Raw genomic sequence first — 19,001 nt, 5'->3', positions numbered from 1 at the left:
GACTTAAGCGATGCGTGTGGAACACTTGGCTGCACTGCTGCTCACATCTGTTCTTGTCGGTGAAGGGACCGTGGAGGTTGATGGAATTGAGACCGATTCCCGCCGCGTCTTGCCCGGCTGCGTCTTTATCTGTTTGCGTGGACATAAGGTTGATGGGCATGCATATGCCGCGGAGGCCGTTGCCAGAGGGGCCATTGCCCTGGTGGTTGAGAGGCAGCTTGATCTGCCCGTTCCTCAGTTAATCGTCAAAGACAGCCGTTATGCGATGGCCGTGATCGCCAATCATTATTTTGATTATCCGAGTCGGAAGCTGAGATTAATCGGCGTTACGGGCACGAACGGGAAAACAACGACAACCTATCTAATTGAGAAAATCATGAGTGATGCCGGGTTCAGCACCGGCGTTATTGGAACGGTAGAAATGCGCTACGCCGGCAATACGCTGCCGATGTCGGGAACGACACCTGAAGCGCTGGAGCTGCAGCGCTCGCTTGCAGCTATGGTAGAGGCCGGCACGGAGTATTGCGTCATGGAAGTTTCCTCGCATGCGTTGGAGCAGGGACGGGTGAAAGGCAGCCGGTATCGGATCGCCATCTTCACCAATTTAACGCAGGATCATCTCGACTATCATGCTACGATGGAACGGTATGCAGCAGCGAAAGGGCTGTTGTTCTCCAGACTTGGCAATGAATTCGGGCGTGCGCCGGAGGATCGTTTGTTTGCGGTGCTGAATGCGGATGACGAAGCCTCGCCGAAGTATGCGGATGTTACGACAGCTGAGGTCGTTACCTATGGCATCGATCATGATGCGGATGTGCGTGCCGACAAAGTCCGCATAACTGCGCACGGGACTGCTTTTCATGTAGAGACGTTCGCCGGATCTGCGGATATTACGCTGCGTATGGCCGGTAAATATAATGTATACAATGCGTTAAGCGCCATCAGCGCAGCCCTGATTGAAGGGGTGTCGCTGAAACAGATCAAGCAAAGTCTGGAAGATATCCCCGGTGTTCCGGGCCGCGTGGAGTCGGTGCAAGCCGGACAGAAGTTCGCGGTCATTGTGGATTATGCGCATACGCCTGACGGATTACAGAATGTGCTCACTGCGGTCAAGGAATTTGCGGTAGGGCGCGTCATTTGTGTATTTGGCTGCGGTGGCGACCGTGATCGGACGAAGCGGCCGCTTATGGGCCAAATTGCGGCGCAGCTGGCGGATTATTGCATCCTAACATCGGATAATCCACGTACGGAGGATCCGGAGCGTATCCTGCTGGACGTTGAAGCAGGGCTTGTGCAGAACAATGTGGCCGCGAATCGTTATGAGCTGCTTGTTGACCGCAGAGAGGCGATACAAAAAGCGGTTGAAATGGCGAGGCGTGACGATGTAGTATTAATTGCGGGGAAAGGCCACGAAACCTATCAGGATATCGGCGGCGTCAAGTATGACTTTGACGACCGCGAGGTGGCTAAAGAAGCGATAAGGAGTCTTTCATAGTGATTACACGTAAATTAAGCGAGATTGCCGCCATGTGCGGTGGAACGATACAAAACGATACAGATGCCGGCAGTATTGAAATAGCCGGCGTCTCCATCAACTCCCGGCGCATGTCGCCGGGTCAGTTGTTCATTCCGATCAAAGGCGAGAATTTTGACGGCCATGCTTTTGCAAGCAGTGCCATTGAAGGCGGAGCAGTCGCTACCTTGTGGCAGCGGGACAAAGAGCTTCCTGAGGCGCTGACGAGCGGAGTGCCTCTTATTCTCGTGGACGATACTACTGAAGCGCTGCAGCAGCTTGCGTCTGCCTATCGAGACGAATTACAAGTACGCGTTGTCGGCGTTACGGGCAGCAATGGCAAAACGACGACAAAAGATATGGTCGCAGCGCTGCTGTCGGGCTTTTTTCGCGTGCACAAAACAGATGGCAACTACAACAACCATATCGGCTTGCCGCTAACGCTTCTGGCGTTAGAGGAAGGCGTGGAAGTTGTGGTGCTTGAGATGGGGATGAGCGAGTTCGGCGAAATCGATCTGCTGACTCGCCTTGCGAAACCCGATGTCGCGATCATTACGAATATCGGCGAATCCCATATGCTCCAGCTTGGTTCACGTGCAGGCATTACACAAGCGAAGCTTGAAATTGTGGCGGGCTTGAAGCCAGGGGGTCTGCTGCTTATCAACGGCGATGAACCGCTTCTGCACGAGGGGCTTAAGGGGCTTGCGCTGCCGGAGCTGACAGAGGTACAAACCTTCGGTTTGCAAGGGGATAATCGTTGGGCGGCCGAGAACGTGATCGTGAACGCTACGACTTCCTCCTTTGATGTGCGCGGCGATAATGGGCTTCAGCATGTTGAACTTCCTGTGGCCGGGACGCATAATGTATCCAATGCGCTCGCGGCTATTGCGACAGCGAAAAAATTCGGATTGACGGATAACGTCATTCGCCAAGGATTTGCTGGGCTGAAGCTGACAGCGATGCGCATTGAGCCAGGTGTTGCGTATAATGGAGCAATGCTACTTAATGATGCCTACAATGCCAGTCCGACTTCCGTCCGCGCCGCGATTGATCTCGTTGCAGGGCTGTCCGGTTATCACTGCAAATGGCTCGTCCTCGGCGATATGCTGGAGCTCGGGCCGGATGAAGAAGCGATGCATGGTGAAATCGGCGCCTATGTGAATCCGTCCAAGGCAGATCGGGTGCTGACATTCGGCAAGCTTTCACAGCATATTGCTGCTGAAGCTGCAAAGCAATTTGCTGACGGCTCCGATCATATTCGCGCATTCGAAGACAAGCAACAACTTATAGAATGGCTCCGCGCACATCTCGTGCCGGAAGATCTCGTACTGGTGAAAGGATCCCGCGGCATGCGCATGGAAGAAATCATCCATGACCTGCAGCGTGCATAGAGGTGAAAATATGGACGTAAAGGTCATTCTTCTGTCAATCGGCGCTTCCTTCATGCTTGCATTACTGTTCGGACCTTTGTTCATTCCGCTGCTGAAACGGTTGAAATTCGGCCAGCAGATCCGTACAGACGGCCCGCAAAGCCATCTGAAAAAATCAGGGACACCGACGATGGGCGGCATCATTATTATGCTGGCTGTGCTGCTGGCGTTTCTGAAGTTCTCGGATAAAACGTCTTCTTTCTGGGTGCTGCTCGTTGCATCGCTCGGCTTTGGGCTGGTCGGATTTCTGGATGACTATATCAAAATCGTATTTAAACGGTCGCTCGGCCTGACAGCGATGCAAAAGCTGGTTGGTCAGCTGATATTCTCCGTCATTATATGCGTACTGCTCTATCAAATGCATCACAGCACGGTAATCGGCATTCCGGGAACATCCGCGGAGCTTGATTTCGGATGGTTCTACTATCCATTCGTCGTTATCATGCTGTTTGCCACAACGAATGCGGTTAACTTCACGGACGGCGTTGACGGATTGTTGGCAGGGACAGGCGCAGTGGCGTTCACCGCCTTCGCGATCCTAGCGCTTCATGCAAGCGAACACGAATCGGCGATCTTCTCGGCTACCATGATCGGCGCGATGCTGGGCTTCTTAGTGTTCAACGCGCATCCGGCTAAGGTGTTCATGGGTGATACAGGCTCACTGGGCATCGGCGGCGGTATGGCAGCTGTGGCGATTCTCACCAAGACCGAAATCCTGCTGGTCATTATCGGCGGTGTTTTCGTTCTGGAGATGCTGTCGGTTATACTGCAAGTAGGATCTTTCAAACTTCGGGGCAAACGTATCTTCAAAATGAGTCCGATCCATCATCATTTCGAATTGTCCGGCTGGTCCGAGTGGAAGGTTGTTACTTCCTTCTGGTTCGTGGGCATCGTCTTCGCCGCGATCGGCTTGCTGCTGGGGAGATAACAACTGGGAGTGCGGCGCTGCGCGGATTGTAGAGCATTTGACGCTGGGAGTACAACGCTGCGCGTGCGGATCATTGTTACGATCGCTGTTGTCTGTCGGAATTCTTGATTATGTAACTGATTTAATGGTAGAATTCCGCCCGACAAAGGCGAACGCTTACGCTTCTACACAACGACCGCCCGCTCCGCTCCTGTACCCGGCTATTCTTTATAAGTCCCGAAGGGACAAGGCAACGAAGTTGCCGACACTAACCCTGCGCGGAAATGGGAGCGTGTCCCGGAGGGACGAAAACGGGCACTACGCATAGGTTGCAACAACGCCGCGCCTCTGTTGCCCGAACGTTATCATGTGACGGAGTCAACAGGCAACACGGGAGCGCCAAAATGAGAGTTAGTCCCGCAAGGGACTTCGAGCACCCCACCAACTGAAGCTAGGAGCGTTCCTCTGGAGCACCAACGTTATACCTTCCGGGTGTCCAGAGGGCTGGGGCCCTCGGGGTCCCCCTTTCAAAGGGGGATTTAGGGGGATTGTCATGAAGTGGATTGTCATGTAAGAAGAAAGTTACGCTTGGTCGAATTTTAAGGGAGTTGGCACATAGATGAAACATCCATCCTTATACAAGGATCAACAGGTTGTCGTCCTCGGCTTAGCCAGAAGCGGGGTCAGCGTCGCGAAGATATTCCACAAACTCGGCGCAAAGGTAACCGTCAACGATATGAAGGAACGTCATTTATCTCCCGAAGCGGACGAGCTGGACGCTTTGGGCGTTTCTGTTATTTGCGGCAGTCATCCGGCGGATCTTATTGATGCGGATACGGCGCTGGTGGTGAAGAATCCGGGTATCCCTTACACGTCACCACCGGTTAAGCAAGCGGTGGAGCTGGGCATCGAGGTCGTGACGGAAGTCGAGGTGGCTTATCTATTGTCGCCTGCGCCCATCATTGGGATTACCGGTTCCAACGGCAAAACAACGACAACAACATGGATCGGCGAACTGCTGGAAGCAGCAGGGCTTAATCCGATCGTAGCCGGCAACATTGGGACGCCTCTGTGCGAAGCGGCGCAGACGGCATCGAGCGAAGATTGGATTGTTGCCGAGCTTAGCAGCTTCCAATTGAAAGGCACAACGGCGTTTCGGCCGCGGATCAGCATGCTGCTCAATGTGGTGGAGACCCATCTGGACTATCACGGCGGCATGGAAGACTATGTGGCGTCCAAAGCGAAGCTTTTTGCGAACCAGACGCCTGAGGATACAGCGATCTTAAATGCGGATGATCCGGTTTGTCGCGAGCTGATGCATGCTGGGTCGATTCGAGCCCGTATATTGCCTTTCTCTACAACCAAAGAGCTTACATATGGCCTATGTGTCATTCCGCCGTACCCGGCTGATCTGACAGAGCCAGTAGGAGATGTGAATCGTCAACTTGTATGGCGTGATGAGTTGGGGCAGTCCCATGACATTATCTCGGTGGATGAAGTCGGCATCCCGGGACGCCACAATGTCGCGAACGCGCTTGCGGCCATCGCAGCTTGTATCACAGCAGGGGCTAACCTCGAAGCGGTGGCAGAGCCGCTTCGTCAGTTCCGCGGCGTGGAGCACCGGATGGAGTTTGTGCGCAATCATGGCGGAATCGCTTACTACAATAATTCCAAAGCAACGAACGGAACGGCTACGATTATTTCGCTGCGTTCCTTCCAGGACCGCAGCATTGTGCTCATTGCCGGCGGGCTGGACAGAGGCTCCGATTATATGGAGCTGCTGCCGCATTTCCGCGATCAAGTGAAAGCGGTAGTTGCTATAGGCGAAACCCGCGGCAAAATTGCCGAAGTCGCAAGACGCGCAGGTTTAACGACCATTAAAGTCGTCGAACCTGTGGAGGACGCCGAAAGCACGCTGCAGCTCGCCGTTCGAGAAGCAGCAGCCCTCGCGGAGCCCGGAGATACCGTTCTCCTGTCTCCGGCCTGTGCAAGCTGGGATATGTTCAAATCCTATGAAGAACGAGGGCGCATTTTTAAGGAATCGGCGCATAACTTGTAAGTAGGGGGCTTGTCCCTACTTAAGCTTGCAAGAGGTGTTCGCGCTATGGCAAAAGCCAGGTCTGCCCCGGATATGTGGATGATCATTGCGATTGGACTCATTTTGGCTATCGGACTTGTAATGGTGTACAGCGCCAGTGCGGTGCTGGCCTTCCATGAATTTGGAGACAAATTTTATTATGTGAAACGACAGGTGCTGTTTGCTGCGCTCGGCATCGGGGCAATGATCGTCACGATGAACGCAGACTATTGGATTTGGCGCAAATGGGCGAAGCTCGGTCTATTCGTTTGTTTCGGCATGCTGCTGCTCGTCTTGATCCCCGGCATCGGGGTCGTGCGCGGCGGTGCGCGAAGCTGGCTTGGTATCAGCTCGTTCGGCATTCAGCCATCCGAGTTTATGAAGCTTGCGATGGTTATCTTTCTCTCGAAGCTGCTTGCAGACAAACAGCAGGCAGTAACGCAGTTTACGAAAGGCCTTCTGCCGCCGCTTGGTATTATGGGACTGGCCTTCGGGCTCATCATGATGCAGCCGGATCTGGGCACAGGAGCCGTCATGATCGGCGCTTCGCTGCTCGTTATTTATACTGCGGGTGCGCGGTTGACGCATCTGGGATCGCTGGCTTTAGTAGGGGTAGCCGGCCTTGTCGGACTTATTCTGGCAGCGCCATACAGGCTGCAGCGAATTACAGCATTTCTTGATCCATGGGCAGATCCGCTCGGAGCAGGCTATCAGTCCATTCAGTCGCTTTATGCGATTGGACCAGGGGGTTTGGTAGGCCTTGGCCTCGGAATGAGCAGACAGAAATTCAGCTATCTGCCCGAGCCGCAAACTGATTTTATTTTCTCGATTGTGTCGGAGGAACTTGGCTTCATAGGCGGAACTACGATTATTACCTTGTTCGCCATCCTGCTATGGCGAGGCATGCGGACAGCTATTGCAGCTCCCGACACGTTCGGCAGCCTGCTGGCCGTCGGCATTATCGGCATTGTTGCCGTACAAGTGTTTATTAATATCGGGGTTGTTATCGGCATGATGCCAGTTACGGGGATCACGCTCCCGCTCGTTAGCTATGGCGGTTCCTCGCTGACACTGCTTCTGACATCGTTAGGTATTTTACTGAATATATCCCGTTACTCGAGGTGACTTATACATGCGTATCGTATTGACAGGCGGCGGAACAGGCGGCCACATCTATCCCGCGCTTGCAATTGGCAAGCAGGTGATGGAGGAGCAGCCGGACTCGTCCATCCTGTACATCGGCTCTCCGAAGGGACTTGAAAGCCGTATCGTGCCCGCGCAGGGCATTCCCTTCGAATCGGTCGAAATTACAGGCTTTAGTCGAAAGCTTTCGTTCGAGAATGTCAGGACGGTCATGCGTTTTCTGAAAGGCGTGCGGAGGTCCAAGCAGCTGCTGCGGGAGTTTAAGCCGGACGTAGTCGTCGGTACTGGCGGTTATGTGTGCGGACCCGTCATCTATGCGGCTGCCAAGCTTGGCATCCCGACTCTCATCCATGAGCAGAATGCGGTTGCAGGCTTGACCAACCAGTTTCTCTCCCGATATGCGAGCAGCGTAGCGGTCAGCTTCAAGGATGCGTTGTCGCAATTCAAGCGGCAGCCGAATACGCTATTTACCGGAAATCCGTGCGCGACCAGCGTCGTTCGCGCTGATAAAGAGCAAGGCTACGCCAGGCTAAACATTCCGGCAGGCAGTCAAGTCGTGCTGCTTGTAGGAGGCAGCCGAGGGGCGAAAGCGATAAATGATGTCATGGTGGACATGGCACCGCTGCTTAAGCGGCTGCCAGACGTCCATTTTGTGTTTGTGACCGGAGAAAGCTATTACGAGAATACGAACCGCCGCATAGAAGAGGTGCTGCCGGCACGTTCCGAGCGCCTTCAAGTGCTGCCGTATTTGCATCACATGCCAGAGGTGCTGGCGATTTCCGATTTAGTAGTCGGAAGAGCCGGCGCATCCTCGATCGCTGAACTGACGGCACTTGGCATCCCATCGATTCTGATTCCGTCGCCGAACGTGACGAACAACCATCAGGAAGCGAATGCCAGAAGTCTGGTAGATGCCGGAGCAGCCGAAATGATCCTTGAACGCAACCTGAACGGTGAGCTCCTCTTCGAGCGAATCAGTCAGATTATGCATAGCAAGCAGAAGCAGACGGCGATGAGTTCCGCCGCGAAATTACTGGGCGTGCCGGATTCGGCAGCGCGGATCGTCAATCAATTGAAGCAATTAACAACAAGACAATAATAAGACTGTCCTATAGGCGATTGTCACACTCCTGTGCGGGTAGGCATAGTATATGGCATAATCGTGACCGTCACCCGGCGGGCCTCTCAGCCTTTGCTTCAGCGGCAAGGCGGCGGGCCACCCGGAGGAGCGAACGAGCGCCAGGCAAGTTTCAATCGCTATAGCAGAAGGAGGTACGACAGATGGAGCAGTTTTTGGCGGAGCTAAGCGAAATAGATGCAGGGAAAGTCCTGTTTAACAAGCCACTCTCCGAATTTACAACTTGGAAAATCGGTGGACCGGCAGATGTACTTATTATTCCGAATACCGAAGACCAGCTGGTGTCGGTCGTCCGGTTGCTCCATAAACATGGGGTACAGTGGACCAATCTCGGACGCGGCTCCAACATGCTAGTCAGCGACAAAGGAATCCGCGGCGTCGTCGTTCAACCGGGTGAAGCATTCGATTATGCACGATTTGATGGCACGCTCGTTCATGCAGGTGCCGCTTATTCCTTTATCAAGCTGTCGGTTCTGGCAGCCAAAGAAGGATTGTCCGGATTGGAGTTCGCGGGGGGAATTCCAGGATCGGTAGGCGGAGCTGTCTATATGAACGCCGGCGCTCACGGGTCGGATGTGTCACGTATCTTCAAATCAGCTGACATTGTACTGGAAACAGGGGAATTGGTTCGCTACGAAGTAGAGGATATGAAGTTCACTTACCGTCATTCATGTTTGCATGAACGACCGGGCATCGTCATTGGAGCCGTGTTTGAGCTTGAGCAGGGAGAGCGTAAAGACATTATGTCGACTACTTCCTCTTATAAACAGCGTCGTCTGCTGACTCAACCGCTGCAATTGCCATGTGCCGGAAGTGTGTTCCGCAATCCGCCGAATGATTTTGCCGCAAGGCTCATTCAAGAAGCGGGTCTCAAGGGAATGCGCTGCGGTGGCGCCGAGATCTCAAACCTGCATGCCAATTTCATTGTCAACACCGGGCAAGCGAAAGCTGAAGACGTTCTCACCCTGATGAAAACCATTCAAAGCACCGTGAAGGACAAATTTGGAGTCGAACTGGTGGCGGAGGTACTGGTTATGGGTGAGCGGTAATCCGGAGGTGATAAATTGGACAAATTGGTGATTGAAGGCGGGAAACCTCTCTCAGGAACCATTGTTATCCAAGGCGCGAAAAATGCCGCTTTGCCGATTTTAGCTGCTAGTATGCTGGTAGAAGGAAAAGTGACGATCGATCATGTACCGAAATTGCTTGATATCGACGTCATGCTTAACATTTTGCGCGAACTTGGCTGCCGGGCTGAGCACGAGGACGAAACTGTCACGCTCGATACGTCAAGCTTGCATTCTTCCCACATTCCTGAGGCTCTTATGCGTCAAATGCGATCATCCATTTTTCTTATGGGGCCGCTGTTAGCAAGGTTTGGCGAAGTAACGATATATCAGCCAGGCGGCTGCGCGATCGGAGAACGGAAAATCGATTTGCATCTTAGCGGCCTTCGGGCGCTGGGGGCGCAGGTCGACGAGGAAGACAGCCGAATAGTCTGTTATGCAAAACGGTTGATAGGCGCGGAAATTCACCTGGATTTCCCGAGCGTCGGAGCTACGGAGAACATTATGATGGCCGCGGTGCTTGCCGAGGGGCTGACCACGATCAGCAATGCTGCTCGTGAACCGGAAATTCAAGATTTACAGCATTTCTTGAACAGTATGGGTGCTAAGATATTCGGTGCCGGTACGGATACGATTACGATCGAAGGAGTAGAGAAGCTGACGCCTTGCCGCTATCAAGTCATTCCGGACCGAATTGTAACCGGGACGGTGATGGTAGCCGCTGCCGCAACGCGCGGGCAGGTGACGCTGCTGAATACATGTCCTTCGCACTTAACCTCTCTCATCCATGTGCTTAGACGCACAGGTGTTCAAATAACGGTTGACGATGATATAATCAAAGTAGGTACAGCAGCACGCCCTAAAGCTGTTGACCGCATCGTAACCTCGCCTTATCCAGCATTCCCTACCGATTTGCAATCGCAAATAATGGTTCTGCTTGCACTGGCAGACGGTGTAAGCGTCATGAAAGAAACGATTTTTGAAGGCAGATTCAAGCATGTCGACGAGCTCTCGCGCATGGGAGCGGACATCCGCGTTGATCTGAACTCCGCCTTCATCCGAGGCGTGTCACGCTTGTATGGCGCTACGGTGGAGGCAACGGATTTACGCGCCGGTGCAGCTCTAGTTATTGCCGGGCTTGCCGCGCAAGGCAAAACCGTCGTGGAGCAGGTGCATCATATCGACCGCGGTTATGACCGGATTGAGACGATGCTGGGCAGGCTGGGAGCCAGAATTACCCGCTATTCACCTGTGCCGAACAACCAAATCGTTCCATAACATCGTGTGTGGACAGATATAAGAAGGCGTAAGCGGCTCTTGCCATGATTGGCGGGAAGCCGTTTGCGTTTATACAAAGAGGGGACAAGCTATGCAAGAGAAGATGCCCGTGCTGCGCGAACCCGTGAAACGGCGCAGAAGCGGCAAGAAGCTGTTAGCGGTGCTTTTCTTATTATTCGTCGTCATTCTTGGTGTACTATTCTTTAATTCTTCGATCAGCAAAGTAGCGACTGTCACTATTGAGGGCCAGCATTACCTGAATGCAGCCGATATCCGCAAGGTAGTCGGCATTGCCGCAGGAGACTCTTTCTTCGGCACATCCGAGAGCAAACTAGAAGCAAGAGTGCATACGATCAAGGCCATCGAGAATGTAAAAGTAACCAAATCGTTCCCCGGCAGCATTACGATCCATGTGCAGGAGTTCGAAACAGTCGCCTATACATTGTCGAAGAACGGCGAAATCACCGCGATTTTGGCTAATGGCACAGGGATTGCAGCCGGGTCCGAAATGATTGTCGACAAGCCGATTCTGTCCGGTTGGAAGTCGGATGACCCTATTCTGGCTGAGCTTTGCAAAACGCTGTCTACGATTCCGGAAGATGCTATAGCAGACTTCTCAGAGATTAAACCAGAACCGTCCCCTTCGTATAAGGATCGGATCAAAATCTACACCAGGACGCGTTTCGAGGTCATTACTGCGGTGTCTCTGCTGCCTGAGAAAATCCCAACGCTGAATGCGGTGATTGAAATTCAGCCCCCGGGACTAATTACTATGCTGCTTGCGGATAAATATGCATCGTTTACGCCTGAAGTCGCAGATAATCAGGGTATTTCCCAAAAAGAGACTACTCAATAGCCTCAAAGAATGATAGAATTTTAGTTATGTAGATTTAATTGCCCTTTTTGCATTTTTTCGGAAGAACATCAACCAGAGCATGTACATTCATGTAATGGACGTATAAATAAACCTTGAAAAAATTGTAGAAAAAAGAGGGATATTCAGGATTGCGTTGAATTAAAAAGAAATGCATAGCAGTCACGACAATTAATGTGCCTAATTAATGTACCTAATTAATGTTGAACGGAGGTGCCAGAGGTTGAGCAGCAATGACATCATCGTCAGTTTGGACATCGGTACATCCAAGGTTCGTGCTATTATTGGCGAAGTGAATAACGGCGTCATTAATATTATTGGAGTTGGATCTGCCGACTCGGAAGGTATCCGTAAAGGGGCTATCGTTGATATTGACCAAACCGTTCAATCCATTCGCAATGCGGTGGATCACGCCGAGCGTATGGTCGGTATTCAAATAAGCGATGTATATGTAGGCATTCAAGGCAACCATATCGGTTTGCAAACGAATCACGGCGTTGTCGCCATCTCCAACGAAGATCGTGAAATCGGAGAAGAAGACATCGAACGCGTATTGCAAGCGGCGAAAGTCGTAGCTTTGCCTCCGGAACGCGAAATCATTAACCTAGTTCCAAAGCAGTACTTGGTTGACGGTCTTGAAGGTATCTCAGATCCTAGAGGCATGATCGGTGTTCGTCTGGAAGTAGAAGCAACGCTCGTTACCGGAGCCAAAACAGCCATACATAACTTAGCCCGGTGCGTCGAGAAAGCCAATTTGCGTATTGCCGGCATTATTCTAATGTCATTAGCGTCTGGACAAATGGCGCTCACCAAAGATGAGAAAATGATGGGTACTGTCCTCGCAGACATTGGCGCCGGATCGAGTACCATTGCAATTTTTGAGCAAGGAAGCATTGTAGCAACTTCCACGCTGCCGGTTGGCGGCGAGTATGTGACTAGCGACATTTCCTACGGACTCCGTACTCAAACCGAACAAGCCGAGAAAATCAAGCAGAAATTCGGCTGTGCACTTATCGATGATGCGGCTGAAGATCAGAAATTCAAAGTTATGCGTATGGGCAGTAACGTGGAGAAGGAATTCTCTCAGGTTGACCTGGCCAACATCATAGAACCACGCATGCAAGAAATTTTCCACTTGATCCGTCAAGAAGTACGCCGACTTGGCTACGGGGATAAGATCAATGGATTCGTTCTAACGGGCGGTACAGTGACGATGCCGGGAACATTGGCACTGGCCCAACACGAGCTGGAAGCAAGCGTACGCATTGCGGTGCCGGATTATATCGGCGTTCGCGATCCTGCTTTTACCAGTGGTGTTGGTATGATTCAATATGTATCGAAGTATATGAAAGGTAAGGTAGTTTCTTCGCCTAAGAAGAGTACCAACCGGAAGTCCAGTTCAACGAATTCGCCCTCGAAGCCTGGTCTTTTTGAAAAATTGAAAAATATGTTTAGTGAATTTATTTGATCGGGGGAGCAACAACATGTTGGAATTTGATTTCGATAATGAGCTGATGGCCCAAATCAAAGTCATCGGTGTAGGCGGCGGCGGAAGCAATGCTGTTAACCGGATGATCGAGAATGGAGTCAAAGGCGTAGAGTTTATAACTGTGAATACAGATGCGCAAGCATTGCATATGGCGAAATCGGAGCAGAAGCTTCAAATCGGCGACAAGCTGACTCGCGGACTAGGTGCAGGTGCAAACCCTGAGGTTGGTAAGAAAGCAGCTGAAGAATCACGTGAGTCGGTCATGAACACGCTCAAAGGCGCGGACATGGTATTCGTTACAGCGGGTATGGGCGGGGGAACCGGCACAGGTGCTGCTCCCGTAATCGCTGAGATCGCACGCGAATGCGGCGCGCTGACAGTCGGTGTTGTAACACGTCCCTTTACGTTCGAAGGACGCAAACGCTCCGGACAAGCCGAGCTAGGCATCGAAGCGCTTAAAGAAAAAGTAGACACCTTAATCGTAATTCCGAATGACCGTTTGCTTGAGATCGTTGACAAGAAGACTCCGATGCTTGAAGCATTCCGCGAAGTCGATAACGTACTGAAACAAGCGGTGCAGGGTATCTCCGACTTGATCGCGATGCCAAGTTTGATCAACCTTGACTTCGCCGACGTGAAGACGATTATGGCGGAGCGCGGCTCCGCTCTGATGGGTATCGGCAACGCTACAGGCGAGAACCGTGCTGCAGATGCAGCTCGCAAAGCCATCCAAAGTCCGTTGCTTGAAACGTCCATCGACGGCGCCCGCGGTATCATCATGAACATCACTGGCGGCGCTAATCTCTCGCTCTATGAAGTGAATGAAGCTGCTGAAATTGTCATTTCGGCTTCCGATCCGGACGTAAACATGATCTTCGGTGCTAGCATCGATGAGAATTTGAAAGAAGAAATTAAAGTAACGGTTATCGCAACAGGCTTCGAGCACCGTAACAGAGCTGAGGTTCGTCGTCCCGTAGCTGGACAACCTGAACCAACAAGCACTGAAGCTCCGCGCCAACAAGCTGCAAGCACGGGTCCTAAACCGTTCGGCAGCAATGCATCCAGCAGCGATCAACTCGATATTCCGGCATTTCTTCGCAATCGTCGCAACACCTAGTCAATCATAATAAGGACTTTAGCCGCTTTCCGGTTCACCGGGAGGCGGCTTTTTTGCTATTTTACCTGCTCCCGGCTAACGTCAATGGACGCAAACCAATCACCTTTGCACTAACCGATCGCCGTATATTGGCGATAACAGTTAGTGCTTGAGGGTGAATGCTGCATCCCCTGACTCACGTCAGTGCACGCAAACCAATCACCTTTGCACTAACCGATCGCCGTAAATTGGCGATAACGGTTAGTGCGGCATCGACAAAAAAAGATCACTCCTGACGGCATGTTTAGACAGACATTGTAATAGGATTTAACTATACTAGACACAAGCCGCAAATCCTCGCTAAGCTTTTACGAGGGAAACGGCGAGCAGGGAAGTGCGGCAGGAAGGTGAATGCACTGGATGCAGTTTATCTCGACGTATTATTCATGGTCAACCTGCTCATAGACGGCTCGAATTTGCTTCTCACTGCTTGGGTACGAAGCATACGTGCGAAGTGGTGGCGAGTTCTCCTCGCTGCCGGTGTAGGCAGCTTGTATGCCGTCATGATTGTGTTTCCGCCGTTGTCGTTCTTGTTTACCATCGTCATCAAGGTCGCGCTGTCTATCATCATGCTGCTCATAGCGTTCGGATTTGGAAGCGTTCAATATTTTGCTCGTCATGTCGGAGCGTTTTACGGCGTCAACTTCGCCGCCGCTGGTGCTGTAATCGGAGCCCATTACTTGTTTATGAACAGCTCGAATAAGCTCTGGCACACCGTCGCCACTGTAAATGGGAAATTATATTTCATGCTGAAGCCATCGACGATCTTTGTCTTCAGTCTTATTGGCGTCGGCTATTATATCTACCGATCGGTGATGACACAGCGCAAAGAACGTGATTTGGTCACCAATCATCTCGCGGAGGTGAAGGTTCGAATCGAGGATAAGGAGCATAGCTGCACAGGTCTGATCGACACGGGTAACCAGCTGTACGAACCGCTGACCCGAACGCCGGTCATGGTTATGGAAGCTGCCGTTTGGCAAGATGTGCTGCCTGCTTCATGGATTGCTCAAATTCGGGAATCGCAGGTCGATAAGCTCTTAGCGAGCATGACGGATGATACGCCCTTCATTTGGCGAGACCGGCTAAGACTAGTGCCTTATCGTGGTGTGAATCGCGGCGCACAGTTCATGCTGGCGATTAAACCGGATCTAGTCATCATCAATCGCGATGGTGAAGTCTATGAATCCAAGAAAGTGCTCATTGGTTTAGACGCCGGTAAACTCGCCCATGACGGCACCTACCAGGCGATCATCCATCCGTCACTTCTTCAAAGTCGAAGTGTCACGATCGATACAATACACAGTTCTTCGGGAAGGGATGGAACAGCATGCTCGTCAAATGGAAATTGATCCTGCAGTTATATTATTATCGCGTTTTGTTTTTATTCGGATTAAAGAGCGAGGAAATTTATTATATCGGCGGGAGCGAGGCACTGCCACCCCCGCTCACGCGTGAAGAAGAGGAGTATTTGCTCGAGAAGCTGCCATCGGGCGATTCCGCGATCCGGGCGATGCTGATCGAACGCAATCTTCGTTTAGTCGTGTACATTGCCAGGAAGTTCGAGAATACGGGCATTCATATCGAAGACTTGGTGTCCATCGGTGCAATCGGGCTCATTAAAGCGGTCAACACGTTTGATCCAGAGAAGAAAATCAAGCTCGCTACGTACGCCTCACGCTGTATCGAGAATGAAATATTGATGTACTTGCGCCGCAATAGCAAGACTAGGACGGAAGTCTCTTTTGATGAACCGCTCAATATCGATTGGGATGGCAATGAACTGCTCCTATCCGATGTGCTCGGAACTGAGAATGATACGATCTACCGCAATATTGAAGAGCAGGTAGACCGTAAGCTGCTTCATAAAGCACTGGATAAGCTGACCGAGCGCGAACGGATTATCATGGAGCTGCGTTTTGGCCTTGCGGATGGGGAAGAGAAAACCCAGAAGGATGTCGCCGATTTGCTAGGTATCTCGCAGTCCTATATCTCAAGGCTGGAGAAACGAATCATTAAACGGCTGCGCAAAGAGTTTAATAAAATGGTCTAATTGGTGAACAAAAGCCCGCAATTCCCATAATCATGGGGATTGCGGGCTTTTTACGGTGAAGTAGCAATTCAATCCAGTGACAAAGCGTGTGAAAGTTGTTTATAATGCAGGTTGTTCTTTCAACATACGAAGGATGGCAGGAGGTTTTACCGCTGATTGAGCTCTTAGACATAAGCAAGTCATATGGCACTGGCAAGTCGAAGGTAGATGCGATAACCAATATCAATCTTACTATAAATAAAGGCGATATATTCGGCATCATCGGACACTCCGGAGCAGGCAAAAGCACATTGCTGCGTTGTGTGAATCTATTGGAACGCCCTACCGCGGGGACTGTAACGGTTGGAGATGTAGAGCTGACGAAGCTCTCTACGACACAATTGCAGCAGGAACGCCGCCGAATCGGAATGATTTTTCAGCATTTCAATCTGCTCTCGATGGCGACGGTTCGCGATAACATTGCTTTCCCGCTAGAATTGGCGAAACAATCAAAGTCGACGATTAAGCGAAGAGTAGACGAGCTATTGAAGCTGGTAGGCTTGGAGCAGCATGCAGACAAATATCCGGCCCAGCTCTCAGGCGGGCAGAAGCAGCGTGTCGGCATAGCTAGAGCGCTTGCCAACAATCCGGATGTGCTCCTCTGCGATGAAGCAACTTCGGCATTGGATCCGCAGACGACAAACGCGATTCTATCACTACTCCTTGATATTAACGAGAAGCTCGGCATAACGATTCTACTGATTACGCATGAAATGCATGTCATTCGTTCGATTTGCGATCGCGTCGCCGTCATTGACGGTGGAGAAATCGTAGAGATGGGGAATGTGCTGGATGTATTCCTTAAACCCAAGCATGCCATCACGATGGATTTTGTCAGCCAGATTGCAGATTCCTTCGATCCGCGTGAACTGATCGGCACGCGCAGCGGTCGACTCGTGAAGATGAACTATGTCGGCGAAGTCACGTATGAGCCGCTTCTGTTTAACGCCGTTAAGTCCACCACCGTGGAATTTACGATATTGCAGGGGACCGTTTCACGAATGAAAAATACGCCGTACGGCCAGCTTGTGATCGAATTTATCGGCAATGACCGTGAGATTGACGAAGTGCTTGCAGGCCTGCGCGATAAAGGGCTGGAAGTAGGTGAGCTGAAATGATGCTGAAACAGGGAATCGACTGGTCGGATGTTCGGCCGGAGGAAGTATGGAAGGCGACCAAGGATACGCTGACCATGCTTGGTGCATCGTTGCTGTTCACCATTATTCTGGGCTTGATTCTGGGGGTCGTTCTATTCCTCACTTCCAGAAGACAACTGCTGGAACAGCCGTTTGTCTATGCAGCGCTTTCGCTTGTTGTGAATATCCTTCGTTCTGTCCCTTTCATTATTCTCATGATCATGATCATGCCGCTAACGAAAGTCATAACCGGTACAACGCTTGGCGTACAGGGCTCGATCCCGCCGCTTGTGATTGCTGCCGCGCCGTTCTTCGCAAGGTTGGTGGAGACTTCGCTGCGCGAGGTTGACCGAGGCGTAATCGAAGCCGCGCAGTCGATGGGAGCTTCCCGCATGGACATTGTAAGGCGTGTGCTCCTGCTTGAAGCAAGGCCTGGTTTAATAGCGGCCATTACAATAACAGCTGTTACACTCGTTTCCTACACGGCGATGTCAGGCGTAATCGGAGGCGGCGGTTTAGGTGACTTGGCACTGCGATACGGGTATCAGAGATTCCAGACCAGCGTCATGATTGTTACAGTGGCTTGTCTTATCATTTTGGTTCAGATCCTGCAGATGGCCGGTGATTATTTGGTACGCCGATTTAGCCGGAAGTAAGGTGAACAACATAGAAAGCTTTATACAGATGGAGGAATGAAGAATGAAGAAGGTAAGTTTTGCACTACTGCTTCTGGTTCTCGTTGTGGCGTTGTCCGCATGCGGAGCAAAAAATAACGAAGCAACTAATTCGAATGCAGGGAATACGACTGCAAATAATGGCAATAACGCCGCTCAAGAAGTAACACTCAAGGTGGGCGCTTCACCATTGCCGCATGCGGAAATTCTTAATTTCATCAAGCCGGCATTGAAGGCTAAAGGCATTAATCTTGAAGTTGTCGAATTCAATGACTATATACAACCGAACACACAATTGTACGAGAAGCAATTGGATGCAAACTTCTTCCAGCATACACCGTACTTGGACCAATTCAACCAAGATCAAGGCTATGATCTCGTTAATGTTGCCGGCGTCCACATTGAGCCATTCGGTGCTTATTCGAAGAAAGTGAAAAGCGTAGATGAACTGAAAGACGGCGCGAAGGTTGTTATTCCTAATGATCCGACCAACGGTGGACGTGCGCTTGCTTTGCTTGCAGCTAACAATGTCATCAAGCTGAAAGACGGCGTAGGCGTCGCAGGTACTGTTCACGATATTACGGAGAACCCGAAGAACCTGGCGTTCACCGAGGTTGAAGCTGCGACTCTGCCACGTGTTCTGGATGAAGTAGACCTTGCGCTGATCAATACGAACTATGCACTTGAAGCAGGTCTTGTACCGACGAAGGATGCGCTCTTCATCGAGGGCAGCGATTCCCCGTATGTGAACATTCTTGTTGCTCGTCCGGATAACAAAGATTCGGATGCGATCAAGGCACTAACAGAAGCGCTGCACTCCGCAGACGTGAAGAAATTCATCGAAGACAAATACGAAGGCTCGATTATTCCTGCCTTTTAATTAAACGAATGTACGCAAAGCACTGTCTCTCCCTAATTTAATGGGGCGGACAGTGCTTTTTATTTTGCGGAGCAAGGCAGTTGACAAGGGAGTGTACTACGGGTATAGTACACATATAAGGTGTATGAACTAAGTAGTACACACACT

At 51.3% G+C, this 19,001-nt stretch carries 16 protein-coding genes; all 16 read left to right on the top strand.

The window, feature by feature from the left end:
• Positions 1-10: 10 nt before the first annotated feature.
• The 16 genes from BLW29_RS12285 to BLW29_RS12210 all read left to right on the top strand — a co-directional run bounded on the left by BLW29_RS12285 (position 11) and on the right by BLW29_RS12210 (position 18,854).
• Entirely contained in the window at positions 11-1,495 is a 1,485-nt protein-coding gene (locus tag BLW29_RS12285; RefSeq protein WP_090979825.1) for a UDP-N-acetylmuramoyl-L-alanyl-D-glutamate--2,6-diaminopimelate ligase, read from the top strand.
• A complete protein-coding gene (murF, locus tag BLW29_RS12280; protein WP_256208563.1) occupies positions 1,495-2,904 on the top strand; it encodes a UDP-N-acetylmuramoyl-tripeptide--D-alanyl-D-alanine ligase in 1,410 nt (469 codons plus the stop codon). The genes BLW29_RS12285 and murF overlap by 1 nt, the downstream gene beginning before the upstream one ends.
• 10 nt (positions 2,905-2,914) lie before the next feature.
• The gene (gene mraY / locus BLW29_RS12275; protein ID WP_090979823.1) at positions 2,915-3,871 is read left to right on the top strand and encodes a phospho-N-acetylmuramoyl-pentapeptide-transferase; all 957 of its coding nucleotides are present in this window, start codon (positions 2,915-2,917) and stop codon (positions 3,869-3,871) included.
• Between the two features lie 598 nt (positions 3,872-4,469).
• Positions 4,470-5,909: a UDP-N-acetylmuramoyl-L-alanine--D-glutamate ligase gene (murD, locus tag BLW29_RS12270; protein ID WP_090979821.1), complete on the top strand. Its 1,440-nt coding sequence runs from the start codon at positions 4,470-4,472 to the stop codon at positions 5,907-5,909.
• 45 nt (positions 5,910-5,954) lie between these two features.
• On the top strand, positions 5,955-7,052 hold the full coding sequence (gene spoVE, locus BLW29_RS12265; protein WP_090979819.1) for a stage V sporulation protein E: 1,098 nt from the start codon (positions 5,955-5,957) through the stop codon (positions 7,050-7,052).
• A 7-nt stretch (positions 7,053-7,059) separates the two neighbouring features.
• Positions 7,060-8,169, top strand: a complete 1,110-nt coding sequence (gene murG / locus BLW29_RS12260) for an undecaprenyldiphospho-muramoylpentapeptide beta-N-acetylglucosaminyltransferase (RefSeq protein WP_090979817.1) — start codon at positions 7,060-7,062, stop codon at positions 8,167-8,169.
• A gap of 182 nt (positions 8,170-8,351) precedes the next feature.
• Positions 8,352-9,257 (top strand): UDP-N-acetylmuramate dehydrogenase, encoded by a 906-nt coding sequence (murB, locus tag BLW29_RS12255; RefSeq protein ID WP_090979815.1) that lies wholly within the window; start codon positions 8,352-8,354, stop codon positions 9,255-9,257.
• A 15-nt stretch (positions 9,258-9,272) separates the two neighbouring features.
• Positions 9,273-10,553: a UDP-N-acetylglucosamine 1-carboxyvinyltransferase gene (gene murA, locus BLW29_RS12250; RefSeq protein WP_090979813.1), complete on the top strand. Its 1,281-nt coding sequence runs from the start codon at positions 9,273-9,275 to the stop codon at positions 10,551-10,553.
• 91 nt (positions 10,554-10,644) lie between these two features.
• Positions 10,645-11,409, top strand: coding sequence for a cell division protein FtsQ/DivIB (locus BLW29_RS12245; RefSeq protein ID WP_090979811.1), 765 nt, complete (start codon positions 10,645-10,647; stop codon positions 11,407-11,409).
• Between the two features lie 241 nt (positions 11,410-11,650).
• Positions 11,651-12,895: a cell division protein FtsA gene (gene ftsA / locus BLW29_RS12240; protein WP_090979808.1), complete on the top strand. Its 1,245-nt coding sequence runs from the start codon at positions 11,651-11,653 to the stop codon at positions 12,893-12,895.
• Between the two features lie 16 nt (positions 12,896-12,911).
• Positions 12,912-14,033 (top strand): cell division protein FtsZ, encoded by a 1,122-nt coding sequence (ftsZ, locus tag BLW29_RS12235; RefSeq protein ID WP_090979806.1) that lies wholly within the window; start codon positions 12,912-12,914, stop codon positions 14,031-14,033.
• A gap of 386 nt (positions 14,034-14,419) precedes the next feature.
• Complete coding sequence (spoIIGA, locus tag BLW29_RS12230; protein ID WP_256208561.1) at positions 14,420-15,424, top strand: sigma-E processing peptidase SpoIIGA; 1,005 nt, start codon at positions 14,420-14,422, stop codon at positions 15,422-15,424.
• Positions 15,403-16,125 (top strand): RNA polymerase sporulation sigma factor SigE, encoded by a 723-nt coding sequence (gene sigE, locus BLW29_RS12225; RefSeq protein WP_090638315.1) that lies wholly within the window; start codon positions 15,403-15,405, stop codon positions 16,123-16,125. Before spoIIGA ends, sigE begins: the two co-directional genes overlap by 22 nt.
• Before the next feature lie 152 nt (positions 16,126-16,277).
• Complete coding sequence (locus tag BLW29_RS12220) at positions 16,278-17,282, top strand: methionine ABC transporter ATP-binding protein (protein ID WP_218147101.1); 1,005 nt, start codon at positions 16,278-16,280, stop codon at positions 17,280-17,282.
• Positions 17,279-17,956, top strand: a complete 678-nt coding sequence (locus tag BLW29_RS12215; protein WP_090979801.1) for a methionine ABC transporter permease — start codon at positions 17,279-17,281, stop codon at positions 17,954-17,956. The genes BLW29_RS12220 and BLW29_RS12215 overlap by 4 nt, the downstream gene beginning before the upstream one ends.
• A 43-nt stretch (positions 17,957-17,999) precedes the next feature.
• Complete coding sequence (locus BLW29_RS12210) at positions 18,000-18,854, top strand: MetQ/NlpA family ABC transporter substrate-binding protein (protein WP_090979799.1); 855 nt, start codon at positions 18,000-18,002, stop codon at positions 18,852-18,854.
• Positions 18,855-19,001 lie beyond the last annotated feature (147 nt).

Origin of the sequence: Paenibacillus sp. CF384 (assembly GCF_900106745.1) — a bacterium.
GTDB lineage: Bacteria > Bacillota > Bacilli > Paenibacillales > Paenibacillaceae > Paenibacillus_Z.
The sequence above is the reverse complement of the archived record's forward strand: the minus strand, read 5'-3'. Positions and strand labels throughout refer to the sequence as shown.

Bases quoted from the DNA above. Each gene is read 5' to 3' on its own strand.
- murB (WP_090979815.1), top strand. From the start codon at position 8,352: ATGGAGCAGTTTTTGGCGGAGCTAAGCGAAATAGATGCAGGGAAAGTC.
- mraY (WP_090979823.1), top strand. From the start codon at position 2,915: ATGGACGTAAAGGTCATTCTTCTGTCAATCGGCGCTTCCTTCATGCTT.
- ftsZ (WP_090979806.1), top strand. From the start codon at position 12,912: ATGTTGGAATTTGATTTCGATAATGAGCTGATGGCCCAAATCAAAGTC.
- BLW29_RS12245 (WP_090979811.1), top strand. From the start codon at position 10,645: ATGCAAGAGAAGATGCCCGTGCTGCGCGAACCCGTGAAACGGCGCAGA.
- sigE (WP_090638315.1), top strand. From the start codon at position 15,403: ATGCTCGTCAAATGGAAATTGATCCTGCAGTTATATTATTATCGCGTT.
- murG (WP_090979817.1), top strand. From the start codon at position 7,060: ATGCGTATCGTATTGACAGGCGGCGGAACAGGCGGCCACATCTATCCC.
- BLW29_RS12285 (WP_090979825.1), top strand. From the start codon at position 11: ATGCGTGTGGAACACTTGGCTGCACTGCTGCTCACATCTGTTCTTGTC.
- BLW29_RS12210 (WP_090979799.1), top strand. From the start codon at position 18,000: ATGAAGAAGGTAAGTTTTGCACTACTGCTTCTGGTTCTCGTTGTGGCG.
- BLW29_RS12215 (WP_090979801.1), top strand. From the start codon at position 17,279: ATGATGCTGAAACAGGGAATCGACTGGTCGGATGTTCGGCCGGAGGAA.
- murD (WP_090979821.1), top strand. From the start codon at position 4,470: ATGAAACATCCATCCTTATACAAGGATCAACAGGTTGTCGTCCTCGGC.
- spoVE (WP_090979819.1), top strand. From the start codon at position 5,955: ATGGCAAAAGCCAGGTCTGCCCCGGATATGTGGATGATCATTGCGATT.